Source organism: Pseudonocardia kunmingensis, from assembly GCF_006716445.1.
GTDB classification, from domain to species: Bacteria; Actinomycetota; Actinomycetes; order Mycobacteriales; family Pseudonocardiaceae; genus Pseudonocardia; species Pseudonocardia kunmingensis.
Window position 1 is genome coordinate 542,599 of record NZ_VFPA01000001.1, and the last position, 19,703, is coordinate 562,301.

At 73.7% G+C, this 19,703-nt stretch carries 18 protein-coding genes and 1 riboswitch; of the genes, 6 read left to right on the forward strand and 12 right to left on the reverse strand.

Going from position 1 to position 19,703, the window contains the following annotated elements; translation table 11 throughout:
- Positions 1 to 18 precede the first annotated feature (18 nt).
- From rhaI to FB558_RS02530, 3 genes are all read right to left on the reverse strand, one after another.
- Positions 19 to 1,176, reverse strand: coding sequence for an L-rhamnose isomerase (gene rhaI, locus FB558_RS02520; RefSeq protein ID WP_246106219.1), 1,158 nt, complete (start codon positions 1,174 to 1,176; stop codon positions 19 to 21).
- The gene (locus FB558_RS02525; protein WP_142047711.1) at positions 1,173 to 1,520 is read right to left on the reverse strand and encodes an L-rhamnose mutarotase; all 348 of its coding nucleotides are present in this window, start codon (positions 1,518 to 1,520) and stop codon (positions 1,173 to 1,175) included. Before FB558_RS02525 ends, rhaI begins: the two co-directional genes overlap by 4 nt.
- Positions 1,521 to 1,727: 207 nt before the next feature.
- On the reverse strand, positions 1,728 to 2,684 hold the full coding sequence (locus tag FB558_RS02530; RefSeq protein ID WP_425468016.1) for a formylglycine-generating enzyme family protein: 957 nt from the start codon (positions 2,682 to 2,684) through the stop codon (positions 1,728 to 1,730).
- 309 nt (positions 2,685 to 2,993) lie between these two features.
- On the opposite strand from FB558_RS02530, the gene FB558_RS02535 reads away from it, so the two are divergent.
- On the forward strand, positions 2,994 to 4,001 hold the full coding sequence (locus tag FB558_RS02535; protein WP_142053601.1) for a LacI family DNA-binding transcriptional regulator: 1,008 nt from the start codon (positions 2,994 to 2,996) through the stop codon (positions 3,999 to 4,001).
- Here the strand turns inward: FB558_RS02535 and FB558_RS02540 are convergent.
- A complete protein-coding gene (locus FB558_RS02540; protein ID WP_142047713.1) occupies positions 3,978 to 4,250 on the reverse strand; it encodes a hypothetical protein in 273 nt (90 codons plus the stop codon). The genes FB558_RS02535 and FB558_RS02540 overlap by 24 nt on opposite strands.
- 173 nt (positions 4,251 to 4,423) lie before the next feature.
- Here FB558_RS02540 and FB558_RS02545 point away from each other — a divergent pair, with 173 nt between their 5' ends.
- Positions 4,424 to 5,203: a tetratricopeptide repeat protein gene (locus FB558_RS02545; RefSeq protein ID WP_142047716.1), complete on the forward strand. Its 780-nt coding sequence runs from the start codon at positions 4,424 to 4,426 to the stop codon at positions 5,201 to 5,203.
- Positions 5,204 to 5,210: 7 nt separating this feature from the next.
- On the opposite strand, the gene FB558_RS02550 is transcribed toward FB558_RS02545, so the two are convergent.
- The 4 genes from FB558_RS02550 to FB558_RS02565 all read right to left on the reverse strand — a co-directional run bounded on the left by FB558_RS02550 (position 5,211) and on the right by FB558_RS02565 (position 8,739).
- Positions 5,211 to 5,984 carry an ABC transporter ATP-binding protein gene (locus FB558_RS02550; protein WP_142047718.1) on the reverse strand — a complete coding sequence of 258 codons (774 nt, stop codon included), beginning with the start codon at positions 5,982 to 5,984 and terminating at the stop codon, positions 5,211 to 5,213.
- The gene (locus FB558_RS02555; protein ID WP_211366028.1) at positions 5,977 to 6,735 is read right to left on the reverse strand and encodes an ABC transporter permease; all 759 of its coding nucleotides are present in this window, start codon (positions 6,733 to 6,735) and stop codon (positions 5,977 to 5,979) included. The genes FB558_RS02550 and FB558_RS02555 overlap by 8 nt, the downstream gene beginning before the upstream one ends.
- A gap of 127 nt (positions 6,736 to 6,862) precedes the next feature.
- Complete coding sequence (locus FB558_RS02560; protein WP_142047722.1) at positions 6,863 to 7,891, reverse strand: ABC transporter substrate-binding protein; 1,029 nt, start codon at positions 7,889 to 7,891, stop codon at positions 6,863 to 6,865.
- A riboswitch (TPP riboswitch) is annotated at positions 7,883 to 7,996 on the reverse strand. It overlaps the preceding gene by 9 nt.
- Before the next feature lie 41 nt (positions 7,997 to 8,037).
- Positions 8,038 to 8,739, reverse strand: a complete 702-nt coding sequence (locus tag FB558_RS02565) for a phosphodiesterase (RefSeq protein ID WP_142047724.1) — start codon at positions 8,737 to 8,739, stop codon at positions 8,038 to 8,040.
- 612 nt (positions 8,740 to 9,351) lie between these two features.
- On the opposite strand from FB558_RS02565, the gene FB558_RS02570 reads away from it, so the two are divergent.
- The 4 genes from FB558_RS02570 to FB558_RS02585 are packed head-to-tail and all read left to right on the forward strand — an operon-like array spanning position 9,352 to position 14,790.
- Positions 9,352 to 10,320: a 2-dehydropantoate 2-reductase N-terminal domain-containing protein gene (locus FB558_RS02570; RefSeq protein WP_142047726.1), complete on the forward strand. Its 969-nt coding sequence runs from the start codon at positions 9,352 to 9,354 to the stop codon at positions 10,318 to 10,320.
- Complete coding sequence (locus FB558_RS02575; protein ID WP_142047728.1) at positions 10,317 to 11,570, forward strand: glycosyltransferase; 1,254 nt, start codon at positions 10,317 to 10,319, stop codon at positions 11,568 to 11,570. The genes FB558_RS02570 and FB558_RS02575 overlap by 4 nt, the downstream gene beginning before the upstream one ends.
- Entirely contained in the window at positions 11,567 to 13,456 is a 1,890-nt protein-coding gene (locus FB558_RS02580) for a right-handed parallel beta-helix repeat-containing protein (protein ID WP_142047730.1), read from the forward strand. The genes FB558_RS02575 and FB558_RS02580 overlap by 4 nt, the downstream gene beginning before the upstream one ends.
- Entirely contained in the window at positions 13,453 to 14,790 is a 1,338-nt protein-coding gene (locus FB558_RS02585) for a right-handed parallel beta-helix repeat-containing protein (protein ID WP_142047732.1), read from the forward strand. Before FB558_RS02580 ends, FB558_RS02585 begins: the two co-directional genes overlap by 4 nt.
- Before the next feature lie 160 nt (positions 14,791 to 14,950).
- Here the strand turns inward: FB558_RS02585 and FB558_RS02590 are convergent, their stop codons facing one another.
- From FB558_RS02590 to FB558_RS02610, 4 genes are all read right to left on the reverse strand, one after another.
- Entirely contained in the window at positions 14,951 to 15,937 is a 987-nt protein-coding gene (locus tag FB558_RS02590) for a winged helix-turn-helix domain-containing protein (protein WP_142047734.1), read from the reverse strand.
- Between the two features lie 263 nt (positions 15,938 to 16,200).
- Positions 16,201 to 17,403, reverse strand: a complete 1,203-nt coding sequence (locus FB558_RS02600) for an ROK family protein (protein WP_142047736.1) — start codon at positions 17,401 to 17,403, stop codon at positions 16,201 to 16,203.
- Positions 17,400 to 18,884 (reverse strand): sugar ABC transporter permease, encoded by a 1,485-nt coding sequence (locus FB558_RS02605; RefSeq protein ID WP_246106220.1) that lies wholly within the window; start codon positions 18,882 to 18,884, stop codon positions 17,400 to 17,402. The genes FB558_RS02600 and FB558_RS02605 overlap by 4 nt, the downstream gene beginning before the upstream one ends.
- Positions 18,884 to 19,657 (reverse strand): ATP-binding cassette domain-containing protein, encoded by a 774-nt coding sequence (locus FB558_RS02610; protein ID WP_142047738.1) that lies wholly within the window; start codon positions 19,655 to 19,657, stop codon positions 18,884 to 18,886. Before FB558_RS02610 ends, FB558_RS02605 begins: the two co-directional genes overlap by 1 nt.
- Positions 19,658 to 19,703 lie beyond the last annotated feature (46 nt).

Consider the following 19,703-nt stretch of genomic DNA (forward strand, 5'->3'; position numbering starts at 1 on the left):
GCTGCAACCCGGGAGGGCCTACGCGCCCCAGCCGGCCTGTTCGCCGCCCACCCGCTCCGCCACGATGCGCTCCTGGTAGCCGGAGCGGTGGTAGGCGGCGATCGGGTCCGGGTCCAGGCCCATCTCCTCGCGCAGCTCGCGCAGCAGCGGGCGGACGTCGGTGTTGTAGGCGTCCATCAGCACGGCGTTCGCGGCGAGGACGTCACCGGCCCGCTGCGCCGCCGCGAGGGCATCCGCGTCGATGAGCAGCGCCTTCGCCGTGGCCTCCTGGACGTTCATCACGGAGCGGATGATCGCCGGGATCTTGGCCTCGATGTTGTGGCACTGGTCGAGCATGAACGCGATGCCCGCCTCGGCGGAGAGCGCGTCGGCGGCAACGATCTCGTGCATGATCCGGAACAGCTGGAACGGGTCGGCGGCGCCGACCATCAGGTCGTCGTCGGCGTAGAAGCGGGAGTTGAAGTCGAACGCCCCCAGCTTCCCGGCCCGCAGCAGGAACGCGACGATGAACTCGATGTTCGTGCCCGGGGCGTGGTGGCCGGTGTCGATGCACACCGTCGCCTTGGGGCCCAGCTCGATGCAGTGCGCGTAGGACGTGCCCCAGTCCGGCACGTCGGTGGTGTAGAAGGCCGGCTCGAACAGCTTGTACTCCAGCAGCATCCGCTGGTCGTCGCCGAGCCGGTCGTACACCTCACGCAGGGCCTCGGCGAGCCGGTCCTGCCGCGCCCGGATCGAGTCCTGGCCCGGGTAGTTGGTGCCGTCGGAGAACCACAGCTTCAGATCCCGCGAGCCGGTGGCGTCCATGATGTCGACGCACTCGAGCAGGTGGTCGGTGGCCTTGCGGCGCACCCCCGGGTCGGGGTTCGTCACCGAGCCGAGCTTGTAGTCGTCGTCCTGGAAGACGTTGGAGTTGATGGCGCCGATGCCGACGCCCTGGTCGGCGGCGTACTTCGCGAGCGCGCCGTAGTCCTCGACCCGGTCCCACGGGATGTGCAGCGCCACGGTGGGGGCCACGCCGGTGAGCCGGTGCACGACGGCGGCGTCGGCGATCTTCTCCTCCGGGTTGCGCGGCACACCGGCCTGCGCGAACACCTTGAACCGGGTGCCGGAGTTGGCGTAGGCCCACGACGGGGTCTCGATGCGCTGCTGCCGCAGTGCGGCCCGGACGTCAGTCACCTCTGGATCTCCGATCGGGACAGCTGGTCCTCCAGGTGGAAGACCTCTTCGAGGACCGCGAAGCCCTCATCCGGGCGCCGACCGTCGAGGTCGACGAAGAACGGGGCCATCTCGGCCTGCCACCGCGCGTTGACCTCGGTGGCGGCCATCGCCCGCTGCGCCGCCTCGAGGTCGTCGCTCTCGACGTACCCCACCAAGAGGCCGTCCGCACGCAGGTGGAGCGAGTAGTTGCGCCACCCGGAGTCCCGCAGCGCCGCGAGCATGTCGGGCCACACGGCGGCGTGGCGTCGGCGGTACTCGTCGATCCGGTCGGGCCGGACCTGGAGCAGGAAGCAGTAGCGCACGGACGTCGATCCCCCAGTCGGCGAAGCGGTGGCGGCCGGGAATGAAACCTTTCAATTCACTCTAGGCGGCGGGAGCCAGCACCGTCAACGGTCCCGCGCAGCGACGCGCGCCCGACCCCCACCCCGCCTCGCACACCGATTCCGGCGCTCACGCACCGACTGCAGTCGGTGCGGGAGCGCAGCAGTCGGTGTGCGAGCGCCGGCGGGTCAGGCGTCGCGGGCGATGCGGAAGCCCTGGTTGCCCGAGGAGCTGTCGGGCGAGTTGCTCGTGCGCGCGGCCACGCGGTAGCGGTTGCAGTACGAGTCGTGGCACAGGTAGGAGCCGCCGCGCATCAGCTTCGCCGTGCCGCGGTCCGGGCCCCGGGGGTCCGTGACGGGCTCGCCGCCCGGGGTGCGCGCGTGCTCGGTGGCCCACCAGTCCGCGCACCACTCCCAGACGTTGCCGGCCACGTTGTGCAGGCCGTACCCGTTCGGGGGGAACGCGTCGACCGGCGCCGTGCCCGCGTAGCCGTCCTCGGCCGTGTTGCGCGTCGGGAACCGGCCCTGCCAGATGTTGCAGCGGTGCTCGCCTCCCGGGGTCAGCTCGTCACCCCAGGCGAAACGGGCGCCGGACAGGCCGCCGCGCGCCGCGTACTCCCACTCCGCCTCGGTCGGCAGCCGCCCGCCCGCCCACCGCGCGTAGGCGTCGGCGTCGTGCCAGGAGACGTGGACGACCGGGTGGTCACCGCGCCCGTCGAGGTCCGAGCCGGGCCCCTCGGGACTGCGCCACCAGGCGCCCTGAACGCCGCACCACCACGGCGTGCCCTCCGGTCGGGGCGACGCCCCGCGCAGCGTCCCGGGCAGGAACCCCGCGAACACGAACGACCAGCCGAAGCGCTCCGCCTCCGTCACGTAGCCGGTGTCCTCCACGAACACCGCGAACTCGTCGTTCGACACCGCGCAGGTCGCGATCGCGAACGGTCGCACCCGCACCGGGGCCACCGGCCCCTCGCCGTCGCCCGCCACCGCGTCACGGTCCTCGCTGCCCATGGCGAACACGCCGCCGGGCAGCGCGACGAACCCGCCCGACGGCGCGGCCGCGCCGCGCGCGGGGACCGGCGGGCGGACGGGGTCGAGCGGGGTGACGCTGCCGCGCGCGGGCGGGCAGCACGAGGACGACGGCACGGACTCCACGCACTCCACCGTAGGACGGCCACGGGGAGCTCGGGTCGGCCGAGGCCCTTCGCCCGCTCACCGGCGATGCACCTGAAGCGTTTCAGTGCGCCGGCGCCCGCCGCCTCCGCCGCCCGCAGTGGGGTGCCCCTCGCCGATCGCGGGCGGGCGCGCCCTGGCCCGGGTGACCCCCACGCGGTACGCGCGCCACCCCGGCCTCCGCCGCACGGCGCAGTAGGATCTCGAGGATCGTGCAGGTCCGGCCGCATCGGGGAGGCGAGGCGCGTGACAGCGGGGACCACCCCACGGGGCGCCCCGAGCATGAAGGACGTCGCGCTGCAGGCGGGCGTCTCGCTCGGCACGGTCTCCAACGTCCTCAACCGGCCGGAGCTGGTGAGCGAGCACACGCGGCAGCGGGTGCTCGCCACGATCGAGGCGATGGGCTTCGTCCGCAACGAGTCGGCCCGCCAGCTGCGCGGCGGCGGCAGCCGCACCCTGGCCTACGTCGTGCTCGACACCTCCAACCCGTTCTTCACCGACGTGGCCGAGGGGGTGCAGGAGGCCGCCGACGCGGTGGGGCTGGCGCTGTTCCTGTGCAACAGCGCCGAGGACGCGGGCCGCCAGGCCGGCTTCCTCGACCTGCTCGAGCAGCAGCGGGTGGAGGGGGTGCTGATCACGCCCGTCGACGCGGGCGATCCGCGCATCGCCGCGCTCTCCCGCCGGGGCACGCCGGTCGTGGTCGTGGACCGCGGCGCAGGCCCTGGCCACTGCTCGGTCACCGTCGACGACGTGCTCGGCGGCGACCTCGCCGTCACGCACCTGCTCGAGTCCGGGCACCGGCGCATCGCCTTCGTCGGCGGACCCCGCGCGATCGGCCAGGTCGCGGACCGGATCAGCGGGGCGGAAGCGGCCACGGCGCGCACATCCGGCGCCGAGCTCGTCGTCATCGAGACGGCGGCGCTCAACGTCGCGGAGGGCCGCCGGGCGGGCGAGCGGATCGCCGGCATGCCCGCCGCGCGCCGCCCCACCGCCGCCTTCTGCGCCAACGACCTGCTCGCCCTCGGACTGCTGCAGCAGATGGTGCGGCTCGGCATGCGCGTGCCCGATGACCTCGCGATCGTGGGCTACGACGACATCGAGTTCGCGGAGGCGGCGGCCGTGCCCCTCACCTCGGTGAGCCAGCCCCGCCAGCTGCTGGGGCGCACGGCGGCCGAGCTGCTGCTCGACGAGGCGCGCGGCACCGGGGACCACGACCACCAGCAGGTGGTGTTCGCGCCCGAGCTCGTGGTGCGGGCATCGACCCACCTACCCCCGGGCGCCGTCCGCTGACCCCCAGCGGGGTGGGTCGGCGAGGTAGCGGTAGTTCGACGGGCGCAGCCGCATCGCGTGCAGGACCACCACCGGATCGCCCGGGGCCACCACCACCTCGAGCAGGTCGCGGCGCGGCGTGAGCCCGATGTGCAGCTCGACGGGCCCGCGCTCGCCACCCTGCACCACGGTGCGCAGCGGCGCGGCCAGCACGCGTCGGATGTCGTCGGCCGTGATCCCGTGCTTGCGGGCGCTGCGGGTCACACGCACGCACAGGATGGTACGGACCACGGCTGGTCATCGCCCACACACCGGCCGTGACGATTTCCGCGGCGAATGCGAAATGCGCGCCGATCTGCGTCACAAACCGTCGCTCCCGCCGTGATCGAGATCGACGCCCGCGGCGCGGCTCACGTAGCGTCGGATCCGGAATTCCGGAGGTGATGACGGTGGTGTGGTGGTCGCGGGAGGCCCGCGGTCGCGGTGCGGAGGCCCCGAGCCGCGAGGACGTCGCCGCGCTCGCCCGCCGCAACGGCGACGCCGCCACCCACTGCGCGGCCGGGCGCCCCGCCGAGGCCGTCGCCGGGTTCGAGGACGTGCTCGCGCGCTGCCTCGGCACGCTCGGGGCCGACCACCCCGGCACGCTCACGGTCGCCGGCAACCTCGCCACCGCGTGCGTCGGGGCGGGCCAGTGGCAGCGCGGCCTCGAGCTGATGGCCGCCAACCTCTCCGACCGCGTGCGGGTGCTGGGCGAGGACGACCCGCGCACCCTCACCGCCGCCGACGCGCTGGCGACGGCGTACCGGCTGGTCGGCGAGGTGGACGAGGCGCTGTCGCTGTCCGGCCGCGTCACCGCCGAGCGTCGGCGCGTGCTCGGTGCGGCGCACCCGGACACGCTCGTCTCGCGGATGGGGATGGCGCTCGCCCGTGCCGAGGCGGGCGACGTCGAGTCGGCCCTCACCCTGCTGGGCGCCGCCCTGCAGGACGCGGAACGGGCGTGGGGGGCACGCCACGAGCACACCATCGCGCTGCGCGCCAACGTGGCCGGTTGCCTCGCCTCGCTCGGGCGCACGACCCAGGCCGTCGCGACGTTCCGGCGGGCCGCCGACGACGCGGCCGCGCTGCTCGGGCCCGAGCACCCGGAGACCGTCGCGCTGCGCGAGGACACCGCAGCCGCTTTCCACTCGGCCCCTCTCACGGATTCGGAGGCGGTTCCCGCCTGAATTGCGTTCAGGCGCGGGAATCGCCGTGGGAATCGCCGCGCAATGCGGCCAGTAGCGCGGCCTCCAGTTCCGCGAACCGCACCGAGGTGATCAGCTCGACGCCGCGGGGGCGGGGCAGGTCCACGGCCACCTCCTGCCGCACCCGGGTCGGGCGCGGGCCCAGCACGACGACCCGGTCGGAGAGGAAGACGGCCTCACGGATGTCGTGGGTGATCAGCAGGACGGTCCAGCCGAACCGGGCGCGCACCTCCTCGAGCCAGGTCTGCATGTCGGTGCGGGTCAGCGAGTCCAAGGCGCCGAACGGCTCGTCGAGCAGCAGCACGGCCCGGTCCTGCACGACGGTGCGCAGCAGGGCGGCGCGCTGGCGCATGCCCCCCGACAGCTCGTGCGGGCGCGCCGTCTCGAACCCGGCGAGGCCGAACGGTGCGAACAGCGCGCGGGCGCGGTCCCGGGCCACGCGTCGCGGCACCCCGGCGACCTCCAGCCCGAGCGTCGTGTTGTCCAGCACGGTGCGCCACGGGAACAGCAGGTCGCGCTGGGGCATGTAGGCGAAGGGGTCGACGCGCCCGGTGGCGTCCTCCCCGTCGACGACGACGCGGCCCGCGTCCGGGCGCTCCAGCCCGGCGATCACGTTGAACAGCGTGGACTTTCCGCACCCGCTCGGGCCGATCACCGAGACGAACTCCCCCGGCGCCACGTCGAAGGCCACGCCGTCGAGCACCGGGAGCGGGCCGGGGAACGCCTTGTGCAGGTCGTCGAGCTGCAGCTTGCTCTCATGCATCGGCCCGCTCCGCCCGGTACCAGGGGATCACGAGCCGCTCCACGGCGTAGGTCAGCAGGAACAGCGTCACCGAGAGCAGGGCGGTGACCAGCACGGCGGCGAGCACGAGGTCGGTGCGGAAGGAGTTCTTCTGCAGGCTCATGAAGATGCCGAGCCCGGCCGTCGCCCCGACGTACTCGGCGAAGATCGCCCCGGTGACGGCGTAGGTGATGCCGATGCGCAGAGCGGTGAAGAACCGCGGCAGCGCGCCCGGCAGGCGCACGTAGCGGAACTGCGCCCAGCGCGAGGCGCCCATGCTGCGCAGCAGGTCGGTGGCCTGGCGGTCGGTGGCGGCGAAACCCTCGATCAGGCCGACCGCGATCGGGAAGAACGTCACCAGCGCGATCACCACGACCTTCGGCAGCAGGCCGAAGCCGAACCAGATGATCAGCAGCGGGGCGATCGCGATGATCGGCAGCGTCTGGGAGGCGACCAGCAGCGGCGTGAGCGCGCGGCGCAGCCACGGCGAGAAGTCCACCGCGACCGCGAGCGCCCACCCCAGCGCCAGCGAGACACCGAAGCCCACCGCGGTGACCTGCAGCGTCGGCACCGTGTTCGCCCAGATCTGCTCGCGGTACGCCCAGCCCTGCTCGAGCACGCGCAGGGGCGAGGGCAGCACCTGCGGCCGCACGCCGGCCGCGGTGACGTACCACTGCCAGCCCAGGAGCCCGAGCGCCACGAGCACCAGCGGCGGCGCGACCCGCCCCCACACCCGCGAGTCTCCCGTCCGGACCCGGCGAGTCCCCCGTTCCGACCGGGCGAGTCTCCCGTTCCGCCCGGGCGAGTCCCCCGTCCCGACACCGTGCACCGCGCTCTCGGACACCACGACGCCCTCCGGGTCAGGGCGTCGGCGCGAGGTGGTCATTGGTGAACCAGGTGGCGAAGTCCGGCCGGTCCGCGAGCGGCGCGCCGTCCGGTCCGGTCAGGGCGCCGGAGTCGAACACCCAGCCCGAGTAGCCCGACCACTTCTCGAGCGTCTGCGTGCCGACGAGGCCCCGCTCGTCGCGCAGGTACTCGGCGGCCAGCATCTCCTGGCTGCGCCGGACGAGCTCCGGCTCGGAGAACGCTCCGGGGTTGGCGTCCATGAGCAGCTGGGCCGCCTGCGCGGGATCGTCGGCGGCGAGCTGGTAACCGCGCTGCGCCGCCTGCACGAAGCGGGTGGCGACCTCCGGCTCGGCCGCGAGCCAGGGGGTGTTCGCGACCAGCAGGACGTTGTAGGCGTCCGGGAATCCGTAGTCGGTGTAGGCGAAGGTCTTCAACGGCTGCCCGCGCAGCTCCGCCTCGATGCCCTCCCAGGCGATGAACGGCTCGGTGAAGTCGACCTCGCCCGCGTACAGCGCCTCGTAGGCCGCGGTACCGAGCACCACGGTCTCGAAGGTGCCCGTGCCGCCCGCGTCCTGGATCACGGCGCGCATCTTGGGCTCCTCGTAGGCGGCTCCGAACCCGCCGTAGGTCGTGCCGTCGAGGTCGCGCGGGGAGGTGATGTCGGCCCGGTCGGCGCGCACCGCGATCTGCGTGGCCCAGTGCTGCAGCACGGCCATCACCGACGTGATGTCGGCGCCCGCCGCCTTCGAGAACGTGAACGAGTCCTGGAAGCTGATGCCGACCTCGGCGGCACCGGAGGACACGAGTGTGTCCGGCGAGGTGTTGTTGTAGGGCAGGAACTGCACGTCCAGCCCCGCCTCGCGGAACCAGCCCTGCTGCTGGGCCACGTAGAGGCCTGTGTGGTTGGTGTTCGGCGTCCAGTCCAGGGCGATGCGGATCGTCTCGCCGCCGGAGCCGCCCTGACCGCCGCCGCAGCCGGCGAGCAGGAGCGCCACCACCGCCGCGAGGGCGGCCAGGATCCGGGATGCGCGTACGGGTGCCACCGAGTTCCTCCCTACGCCGGTACTAACCGGGTCAGGTGCGAACGGTCGGCGGCCGGTCCTGCCGCCCTCTCAGCTCCGGAACGCGGAGCTCCCGTGGGTCGGGTCGAGGATACGGGGCGCCACCGGCGCACGGCACGCGGCCGGGCTCAGCCACCCCGGCCCTGCGCGCCGCGGCCCCGCCGTGACCCGGCGTAGGCCCAGGCGCGCAGCCGCCGCAGCGGCGGCGCGAGCTGCAGGTCGGGGTGGGAGTTGCGGGTGGGGTCGAACGCCACCGGGTCGCCGGGGTGCGCCGCATCGAGCACGAGCCGGCCGATCGGGCTCGCCGGACGACCGCGCTGCCGCTCGGTGAGGGTGAACGCCAGCGGCAGGGCGACCCGCGCCGTGCCCGGATCGGCGCCGCCGGGCCGCCACGGCTCCTCCGGTTCGAGCCCGAGCACCACCCGCCTGCCGCCGGCCGCGTACGGCAGCAGGGTCGTGTACGACCGCCTGCTCCACCCGGTGGACGGGGCGAGCAACCGGCGGCCGCTGGTGAACAGCACGTCGAGGACGTGCCCGCCCACCTCGACGCGGACGGCGACGCCGAGCAGGTCCGGGAGCGCCCCTGGGGTGCCCGCCCCCTTGGACAGCCGCACGAGCGCGGGACGCTCGCCGGTGCCGCCGAGCGCGGTGGCCACGACGGAGGCGCGGTCGGCGAGGTGGACGCGGGCGTCGAACAGCTCGCCCCGCGGGTGGAAGGCGCGCGCGGCGCGCCACCGCGCGATCGCGGCGAACACGGCGGAGACCAGCTGTCGCGGCATGGTCGTGGCGTTCCCGCTGCGGGGCCGGTGGAAGCGCTCGAAGGGGTGCACCGGGCCCGTCACCCGGGCCGGCCGTTCCCGCAACGGCCGTTGACCCAGTGGGTCGGGTCACAGGCGGGAGCGGCCCGGTCGAGAGTCCCGCCACACCGCCGGACGGGGCCCCGCGACATATGCGCTCCTCACAGCCGTGGGAATAAAGCGAGTTCGGCGTGAAGACGACCACGAGTCGCGGCCGGTGACCCGTGACGGACGCAGCGTGACGGGAATCTGAGACGATCTCAGGGAGCGTTGAGATAGTGTTTCTGCTGTGGGGTTTCACCGGCGAACAGCCGGTCCGCGGTACTGATTCGACCGATCTCGACTCCCGGTGACGGGGGGCCCGTCCGGCGGGGGCGCTACACCGGACGACTTCCCCGGGAGCCGTCTCCGGCCGCGCCAACGATCGGCCTGACCTGCACGGAGTGTGCGCGAGCACCGTCGCCCAGCGGGTGACTTGCGTGCTGCTGGCCCCGGTCGACGTCGACCGGACACCGGTACCACAGCCGGTGGACGACGACGTCCACCCATCCGCAACACCTGGTGCGGCGGCGATCCGCCGTGCCTGCCGGGATCCGGTCGGAAGCTTGCCGGGAATCGGATCAATCGTCAAGAGGGGGAACATTCGTGAAGACCAGGATTTTCATCATCGGTTCCGGTGTCGTCGGGGCGGCGACCGGTGAGGGGTTCCTGAAGGCCGGGCACGAGGTGACGTTCATCGATGTCTCCCAGCCCCGCATCGCCGAGCTCGCCGCGCGCGGGTTCGACGTCCGCAGCGAGATCGACCTGTCGGACGAGCCGGAGTCGCTGCTCTTCCTGACTCTGCCCACCCCGAACGACGGGCACCGCTACGACCTGTCCGCGTTCAGCGCGGGCACCGCGGCCGTCGGACGGGCGCTGGCCGGCTCGCCGACCCGCCACACCGTCGTCGTGCGCTCCACCGTGCCCCCGGGCACCACCGAGGGCCTGGTCAAGTCCACCCTCGAGGAGCACTCCGGCATGGTCGCGGGCGAGGGCTTCGGCCTCGCGTCCAACCCCGAGTTCCTGCGCGCGGTCTCCGCCGCCGAGGACTTCGCGCACCCGTGGATGACCGTCGTCGCCAGCCGGGACCCCCAGACGGTCGAGCGCCTGCGCGACCTGCTCTCGCCCTTCGGCGGCGAGCTGCGCACCTTCGCCGACCCGGCCCAGGCCGAGTTCATCAAGGCCGCGCACAACATCTACAACGCCACCAAGATCAGCTTCTGGAACGAGATGTGGCTGGTGGCGCAGAAGCTGGGTGTGGACCTCGACCCGATCGCCGCCACCGTGGCCCGCTCGGCGGAGGGTTCGATCAACCCGGAGTACGGCATCCGCGGCGGAGCTCCCTACGGCGGCGTCTGCCTGCCCAAGGACACCCAGGGCTTCCTCGGCTTCGCCGACCGCATCGGGGTGGACATGCCCCTGCTCTCGGCCGTGGTCGAGACCAACGACCGGCTCGCCGCGATCGTCTCGCACGAGGTGGAGGAGGCGGCGCACGCCGCGGCCGACCAGCTGCGCGGGCCCGCGGGTGCGGCGCGCGTCGTCGTCGGATCTGCGCAGGAGCGCGAGTCGGCATGAACCTGCCGCTGTACTACTACGTGCTGGGCACCCCGCTCGGGGTGCTCGGCCTGATCCGCTGGGGAGCGTGGCTGATCCGCCGCGTCCCCGCGGTGATGTACAAGCCGATCGCGGACGGTCGCCGGCTGCCGATGAGCATCGTGGTCCCCACCTACCAGGAGGACCCGGAGATCTTCGCGGCGGCGATCGAGTCCTGGCTGGCCAACGGCGTCGAAGAAGTCATCCTCGTGATCGACTCCTCCGACAAGACCTGCCAGGACATCGCCCGGCGCTACCCGGTCACCGTCGTCATCACCGACGTGCCCGGCAAGCGCGACGCGCTCCGCAAGGGGTGGCGCGCCGCCCGCACCGAGCTGGTGGCGCTCGTGGACTCGGACACGATCTGGGCCCCCACCGTCGCCGCCGAGGTGAGCAAGCCGTTCGCCGACCCCCGCATCGGCGGCGTCGGCACCCGCCAGTCGGTCTACGGCTCGAAGGGCTTCCTCGCCCGCATCACCGACATGTTCCTCGACCACCGCTACTTCGACGAGAACGCCAGCCAGAGCCTGCTGGGCAAGGCGGTCTCGTGCCTGTCCGGGCGCACCGCGGTCTACCGGCGCGAACTGCTGCTGGAGATCGAGGACGACTTCATGGACGAGACGTTCTGGGGCGTCCGCTCGCTGTCGGGTGACGACAAGCGCCTCACCACGCTGGTCCTGGAACGCGGGCACCTCACCTACATGCAGCGCACGGCCGAGGTCTGGTCGACCTTCCCCGACCGCTGGCGGATCTTCTTCCGGCAGCGGCTGCGCTGGGCGCGCAACACCTGGCGCTCGGACCTGCGCGCGCTGTCCAAGCCGTGGGTGTGGCGCCACCCGTTCCTCGCCTACACGATGATCGACAAGGGCATCTCGAGCTTCACGCTGCTGGTCGGACCGATCGTGATGGGGATCGCCCTGGCCACCGGCAACTGGATGTTCGCCGGGGTCCTGCTCCTGTGGTGGCAGATCAGCCGCTCGGCGAAGCTGCTGCCGCACATCCGGCGGCGGCCCTCGTCGTTCTTCTTCATCCTCCCCTACGTCGTCGTCTCGTGGGTCATGGCGCTCATCAAGATCCAGGCGCTGCTCACCATCCGCACGCAGGCCTGGCTCACCCGCCAGGTCGCCGTGGAGGACGGCGAGGTCGTCCGCACCACCCACGACGACCACGGGCACGACGACCACCACGACGACCACCGGGACAACGTCATCCCGCTGCGGAGGGCGGCATGAGCACCGCGTCCACGAGCCGGCGCTGGGTCGGACGGATCGTCGCGACCGGCGCGGCCGCGGCCATCGGCGTCGGGCTCGCCCCCGGCACCGCCCTGGCCGTCCCGGACGCCGCAGCCGCCCCGGCGGCGGCGTCCGCCACGCAGGCCCCGACCCAGGTCGTCGACCCGGACCGGTCCGCCTCGGCGCGCCGGACCTGGGAGGGCCGGGGCCGCCCGCACCACATGACCATCGTGCGTCCGGACCGGATCGACGTGGTCAGCGAGGGCCGTCTCACCCGCACCGTCTGGCACGGCGGCGGCCCGGTCACGATCGACGACCTCGAGCGCGCGCTGCCCGACAGCTGGCTGACCGTCACCGACGGCACGGCCGTCCTCGACGCCGCCGTCGTGCTGGTCCGCACCACCGACCTGCAGGTCGGCGGGCCGGGCGACGGGGTGCGGACGCTGCAGCTGGTCGGTGGCGCGACGCCGCAGGAGGCGGCGTCCCTGCACACCGGCGGCGGGGAGATCACGTTCACCGGCGTCACGGTCACCTCCCTCGACCCGGCCACCGGGCAGCCGGTCCCCGCCACCGCGGGCGGGCGGCCGTTGATCGTCGCGTCCAGCGGCGGACACCTGGAGGCCACCGACACCACGATCAGCGACCTGGGCACCCCGCGCGTCGGCACCGACAGCGGCGACGCGGGCGTGGAGTTCCACACCGGCGCCACCGGCTCGCTCACCCGCACCACCCTCCTGCGCAACAGCGTCGGCCTGCAGCTCGCCAGGTCCGAGGACGTGGCCCTGCAGGACGTCACGATCCAGGAGTCCGTCGACGACGGGCTGGTGCTCGCGGGCGACACCGGCACGACCATGAGCGGGGTCCGCGCGATCGGCAACGGCGACAACGGCGTGCTGGTCACCGGCGACAGCACGGACCGCCCGGTGAGCGGCATCGCCACCTCGGGCAACGCGGCCTTCGGCGTCGCCGTCGTCGGCCAGACCGGCACCCGGGTCAGCGGCGTGACCACCGAGTCCGACGAGGGCGGCGGGCTGCGGCTGTCCCGCTCGAGCGACGTCACCGTCACCGACTTCCACGCCACCGAGCAGCGCATGGGCGTGTTCACCCACGTCGGCAGCACCGGGATCGTCCTCGACGGCATCCACACCACCGGCGGCAGCCGCGGGCTCGTCGTCGAGAAGAGCACCACCGGGCTCGAGGCGCGCAACTCCACCTTCGCGAGCGCGCGCGTGGACGGCGCCGCCCTCGGCGGCAAGGACGTCACGCTCCGGAACGTGCAGGTGAGCGACGCCCGCTCGGGCGTCCGGGTCGAGCGCGGCGCGAGCGACGTCGAGCTCGCCGACCTCACCGTCACCGGCGGGCGCGACGGGGTCGTCACCGCCCCCGCCACGACCGGCGTCGTCATGAGCGGGCTGACCGTCACCGGCGTCGAGTCCGACGCCGTGCGCACGTTCAGCCCGGACGGCCGGATCACCGGCCTGCAGGTCGACGGCGCCAGCACCGGGATCGACGTGGCTGCGGCCACCACGATCACGAACTCCGAGATCAGCGGCATCGAGGAGGGGATCCACTCCCGCTCGCCGGAGCCGGTCTACGCCGAGCAGGTGACGGTCGACGCGGTCCAGCTCGGCGTCAACACCGCGCCGGGCAGCCCCTTCCTGCTCGTCGACTCCCGCGTGCACGCGCTCGAGTCGGTGCGCGGCGAGGTCGACATCCAGGGCGTCAACGACCTGAGCCTGCCCCCGCTGAACCTGCTCAGCGCGGTCGGGGTGCCGCTGATCCTGCTCGCCGTCGTGCTCGAGGAGATCCACTCCGCGCGGCAGCGGCGCGCAGGCGCGATCCCGCGGAAGCGCTGGCGCCCGGGCATGCCGATGGGTGCGACGTGAGCGGGCGCCGCGGGCTCCGTCTCGTGGTGCTCGCGCTCCTCACGATCGTCGTGGCGAGCGCGTGCTCCGCGGCGCCACCGGACCCGCTCCCCCGCCGGGAGGTCGCCGCGCCCGCGGCGGCCGACCCGGCGCTGCCCTGCGTCCGCGAGGCCGCGGCGGCCCCGGCCACGCCTGCGCCCGCGCCCGCCGGTCTCGACGCCCGCTACGACGCGGCGGCGAACCGGCTCGTGCTCGCCGGCGGCACCGGCGTCACGCTGCCGGCCCTCGCCGGCGCCGTGAACGCCCCGGACGCGCTGCGCGAGGTCGCCCCCGGCGAGTGGCGCCTCGGCGCCGACCTCGTCGTGCAGGGGGGCGCGGAGCTGCGGATCGCCGCGCCCGACGTCCGCTGGCTGCAGCTGGAGAGCGGCGCGAGCCGCTTCGTGTCGATGACCGTGCTCGGCGGACGTCTCGACGTCAACGGCACCTGCGTCACCTCGTGGGACCCGGCGCAGGGCCGGGTGGACACCGAACCCGGCGACGGCCGCAGCTACCTGCTCGCCCGCGACGGCGCGCAGATGACGATCGAGCACGCCGAGCTGCGCCACCTCGGCCACGGCGACGTGGAGTCCTACGGCCTGTCCTGGCGCACGGCCGGCACCGGCGGCGCGATCACCGACAGCATCGTGTCGCACCTCTACTACGGCCTCTACACCTACGAGGTGAACGGCCTGGCGGTGCTCCGCAACGAGTTCCACGACAACGTCCTGTACGGCATCGACCCGCACACCGGCTCGACCGGCCTGCGCATCGAGGGCAACACCGTGCACGACAACGGCAAGCACGGGATCATCCTCGCCGAGGACGTCTCCGACAGCGTGATCCGCGACAACGTCGTCTACCGCAACGACCACCACGGGATCGTGATGTACCAGCGGTCGGACCGGAACGTCGTGGAGGGCAACGAGACCTTCGGCAACGCCGCGCAGGGCATCAACATCAACGAGTCCACCGCCACCACCGTCCGGGACAACCAGGTCTACGACAACGGCGAGGCCGGTGTCGGCATCACCCAGACCGCGCGGGACACCGTGGTGGAGGGCAACCAGATCCGCGGCAACGGCAACGACGGCGTGCGCGTCGTCAGCGAGGCCACCGGCACCGCGGTGCGCGACAACGTCCTCGCCGAGAACACGCGCTACGGCGTCTACGTCGACAGCAGCGGCACGGTCGACGTCACCGGCAACACGGTCGTCGGCAACCGCGCCGGCATCGTCTCGCGCGGCGCGCCCGTCGGGGCGTCGGAGAACGCCAACACGGTGCACGACAACCGCGAGGGCGACCTCCTGGTCGACTAGTGTTCCCCGCCGGAAGGCCGTTGGGTAAGTCGGTGGATCCAGGTTCTCGCTGCGTGTGCCGGGCGGCGGGCCTCGTACCGGGTGTACTCGGGTCGTCGACCGGTGCGCGCAGCGTGGAGCTGGGCCGCCGAATTATTCGGCGGGCTTCCGGCGGGGGACACTAGTGGTTCCCGCGGGGGGTTCGGGCCGCGGCGTCGTACAGCTCGAGCAGCGCGGCGCCGCGGCCCGTCCGCGAGACCAGGGTGTGCCGCCCCTCCCGCCTGCGACGGGCGAGACCGGCCGCCACGAGCGCATGGACGTGGTGGGTGGCCACGCTCGGCGCGATCGCCGAGCCTTCCGCCACCCGCGACATCGACCGCTCCCCGTCCAGCGCCCGGAGCAGCTGCGCGCGGACCGGGGTGAGCAACGCGTCCAGGCCCCCGGGATGCGGCGCCGGGCCGGGCGTGCCCGGAACCGGGTAGGCCAGCCAGACGAGCCCGGCCCGTTCGAGGTTGCTGATCGAGACGTCGAGCCGGTTGAGCACCGGTGTGAGGACGACGAGGCGACCCACGGCGTCCAGGTCGGTGCCCTCGGGGTCCGGGAAGACGAGGGCGCCGTCCTCGGCGCGCCCGCGCGGGTGCGCCGAGGCGAGCACCACGTCCAGCGCGCCGCGGGCGGCCGCCGCCCCCACGCGCTCCGCCTCGCGGACCCGCAGCTCCGACTCGCGCCGCCAGACCGGCTCGACGCCCTGCCATAGCGCCTCCAGCCCGTCGGCGACGTCGCGGGCCCACCGCGCCGGCGCGTCCGCGACGGCCAGCCAGTGCGGCGGTGGCGACCCGCCGAAGGTGCGGTCCAGGTCGTCGTGGACCTCCGCGTCGGTGAGCCCGCGCAACCGGTCGACCTCGGCCGGGACGTCGGTGTCGGCCGCGGGCTCCGCGGGCGTCACGCACTCCGGCCCGACCGAACGCCCCGGCGCCACCAGCCGCGCGAACGCCTGCACCCCGTGGCGCGGGATCCGGGCCGCGACGCGGGCGGGCACCGTGTCGAGGCCCCGAAGCCGGTCCCGCACGCCCGCGCAGGCGAGCGCCAGCACGCTCGTGTACGGGTCGAAGGCCACGCGCACCGCGGCGCGCGGATCCACTCGTACCCGGCTGACCGGCCCGTCCATGCCTTCCCCCGAACGCTGACGAACACTTCCACGATCGGCGAAATGGCCGCGACCGCGTCACCCGTCCAGGGCATCATCCCTGACGGCGCCGCACTGGGGGGTCGGCGCCCTCACCCGCCTGGGGCTGCCCGGTCGAGTGGCCGCGGCGAGGACGCGCCGGGGTGCTCGGCCTCGAGGCGCCGGCCAGGCGCGGGGACAGCCCGGGCGGCGGGGACAGCACCTGCTGGATCTCGCCGCCCGGGCCTACGGCCCCGTCGCGGCGACTACACGCCGCCCAGGACCGGCTCGAAGGCCAGCTCGGCCGCGCCGACCAGCTTGGCGTCGCGGCCGAGGGGGCTGGTCACGACGCGCGTGCCGCCCACCGCCCGGCTGACGAGGCTGCGTTCGTGCACCTGGGCGCGGACCCGCTCGACGACGGCGTGCGGGAGTGCGGTGAACAGGTCCCCGAGCACGACCAGGTCCGGCGCGACCACGTTGACGACGGTCACCAGGCCGGTGGCGAGCCATTCCGCGAAGTCGTCGAGCGGGCCGGGCAGCGGGACCGTGGCGAGCGAGCGCAGCTCGGCGACCACCACGCCGCGCGGGGTGTCCTCGGGCAGCCCGAGCGCCCGGCACAGGGCCGCCTCCCCCACCTCGGTCTCCCAGCACCCGCGCGAGCCGCAGTAGCACGCGCGGCCCCCGGGGCGGACCACGAGGTGGCCGATCTCGCCGACGTAACCGCGGGTGCCGCGCAGCGGCCGTCCCCCGGCGATCACCCCGCCGCCCACTCCGCGGTCGGCCGAGACGTAGACGAGGTCGTCCACACCCCGGGCCTCGCCGCGGACGTGCTCGGCGAGCGCGCCGAGCTCGGCGTCGTTGGCCACCTGCACCGGGATCTTCAGGACCGCCGCCAGGCGCGCGCCGAGCGCGACGTCGCGCCAGCCGAGGTTGGGTGCCTCGTGCACGAGCCCGTCGTCACGGCGCACCACGCCCGGCACCGACACCCCGGCCCCGCGGGCGGCGACCGCCAGCTCGTCGGCGAGCAGCTGGGCCGACTCGGCGATGTGGGTGATCACCTCACCCGGCGTGCGGGTGCGGGGGTGCAGGTTCCAGCTGTGCCGCCCGAGCACCTGCCCCCCGATGCCGACCATCGCCATCGCGACCTGCTCGACGCGGATGTCGACGGCGAGCACGACCGCCGCCTCCGGTTCCGGCAGCACCATCAGCGACGGCCGTCCGGCCCCGTTGCGCTGCGCCGGCACCGCCTCGGTGACGACGCCGGCCTCGGCGAGCCCGTCGACGACCGACTTGATCGTGCTGCGGTTCAGCCCGAGCTCCGACGCGAGGGTCGCCCGCGTGCAGGGCCCGTCCACGTGGAGGCGCCGCAACAGGGCCGCCCGGTTGTGCCGGCGCGCCTCGTCCGGGCGGGCGCCGGCGGTGGCGCTGGACGCACCACCGCCACCGTCACCGCCCCACGTGCGACTCACGTGCCGGCGACCGCCGACCGCCGCCGCGAGAGCACGTCGACGCCCGCGGCCAGCAGGAGCACGACGCCGTTGACCAGGAACACCACCGACGCGGGCTGGCCGAGCAGCCCGAGACCGTTGTTCACGGTGGCGAGCACCGCACCACCGATCACGGCGTTGCTGACCCGGCCGCGCCCGCCGAACAGCGAGGTACCGCCGATGACCGCGGCGCCCACGGCGAACAGCAGCGTGTTGCCACCACCGGCCGCAGGCGAGACCGAGCCGACCTTCGACGAGTAGACGATCGCGCCGATGGCCGCGCACGCCGAGGCGATCACGAACACCGTGGCCTTCACCCGGACCACGTCGATGCCGGCCCGACGGGCGGCCTCCCGGTTGCCGCCCACGGCGTAGACGTGCCGGCCGAAGCGGGTGCGGTCGAGCAGGTAGGTGCCCGCGACGAGCAGCGCCAGCACGACCGGCACCACGTAGGGGACGCCCGAGATCGGCGTGAGGCCCGGTGAGCGGTCGAGGGTGAGCAGGAACGTCGCCACCGCGGCCAGCACCACCACCGCGCCGACCTTCATCAGCACCAGCCCGGTCGGCTGCGCCACCAGGCCCAGCCGGCGCCGCGACGCCTGCCGGTAGAGCAGCACCGCGGCGTAGCCGCCCGCGCCGACCACGAACAGGACCCAGCTGCCGAGCGTCGAGAGGTTGCCGTTGGCGACGGCGATGATCACGTCGTCGCGCAGGCCGAGGGTGCCGCCGTCGCCGATGAGCTGCAGGATCACGCCCTGCCACGCGATGAACAGCGCGAGCGTCACGACGAACGAGGGCATGCCCAGCTTCGCCACGGCGAAGCCGGTGAGGCAGCCGATCACCACGCCGACGCAGACCGCCAGCAGCATCTCCAGCCACGGGTTCGGCGGGAACCCGACCAGCATCAGCACCAGCGCCACCGCGGAGAGCGCGGCGCCGAACCAGATGCGCAGCATCAGCGCGATCACGATCGCGACGACGACCACCACGAGGAACATCACGAACACCGTGGTGCCCATGCCGCCCAGCAGGTTGCCGTTGCTGACCAGGTGCAGCGCCATCACGGCGGCCGCCAGCCCGGACGCGGTGCCGGCCGCGAGGTCGATCTCGCCGGTCAGGAGCACGAACACCAGGCCGATCGCGATGATCGTCTGCCCCGCGCCCTGCTGCAGCAGGTTGGCCAGGTTCAGCAGGCTGGGGAACGTGCCCCCGGAGTCGAGCACGGTGAACAGGACGAACAGCGCCGCCAGCCCGAGCAGGGCGGGCAGCGCGCCCAGGTCGCCGTTGCGCAGGTTGCGCACGTAGGCCCGAACGGCCTCGCCCGTGGTGCGCGCGGTGGTGTCGATGCCGAAGTCGGCGGAGCGCGCGGACGCCGGCGCCGCGCGCTCCGCGGCACTCGTGGCCGCGGGGGCCGCCGTGCTCTCCACCTGGGTCTCCTCCGTGCGCATCTTGTCAGCAGCCATCAGACGACCACGCTCTCGGGTCGCTGCAGGCCGAGGTCACCCGAGCGCCCGGCCGTGATCAGCTCCACGACCTGGCCGTGGGTGACGTCCTTGGTGGGCACCTGGGCGACCATCCGGCCCAGGTAGAGGGTGGCGATCCGGTCCGCCACCTCGAACACGTCGGCCATGTTGTGGCTGATCAGCACCACGGCGAGGCCCTGCTCGGCCAGCCGGCGCACCAGGTCGAGCACCTGGCGGGTCTGGGCGACGCCGAGCGCGGCCGTCGGCTCGTCCAGCAGCACGACCTTGGAGTCCCACAGCACCGCCTTGGCGATGGCCACGGTCTGGCGCTGTCCGCCGGACAGCGCGGCCACCGGCATCCGCACCGACGTCACGGTGCGCACCGACAGCGACGCGAGGGTGCGCCGCGCCGCCTGCTCCATGTCCGCCTCGTCGAGCAGCCACGGCTTGCCCCGCTCGCGGCCGAGGAACATGTTCTGCACGATGTCGAGGTTGTCGGCCAGCGCGAGGTCCTGGTAGACGACCTCGATCCCCAGGTGCGACGCGTCGGTCGGGCCGTGGATCGCGACCGGGGCGCCGTCGAAGCGCACCTCGCCGCCGTCGATCGGGTGGATGCCGGCGACGCACTTGACGAGCGTCGACTTGCCGGCGCCGTTGTCCCCGACGAGCGCGGTGACCTCGCCGGCCCGCACGTCGAAGTCCACCTCGTGCAGCACCTGCACGGCGCCGAAGCTCTTGTTCACCCCGCGCAGCTGCAGGATCGGTTCACTCATGATCTACCTCCGGTACGCGTGCCGGAGGGCGCCGCTCGTGACGGCG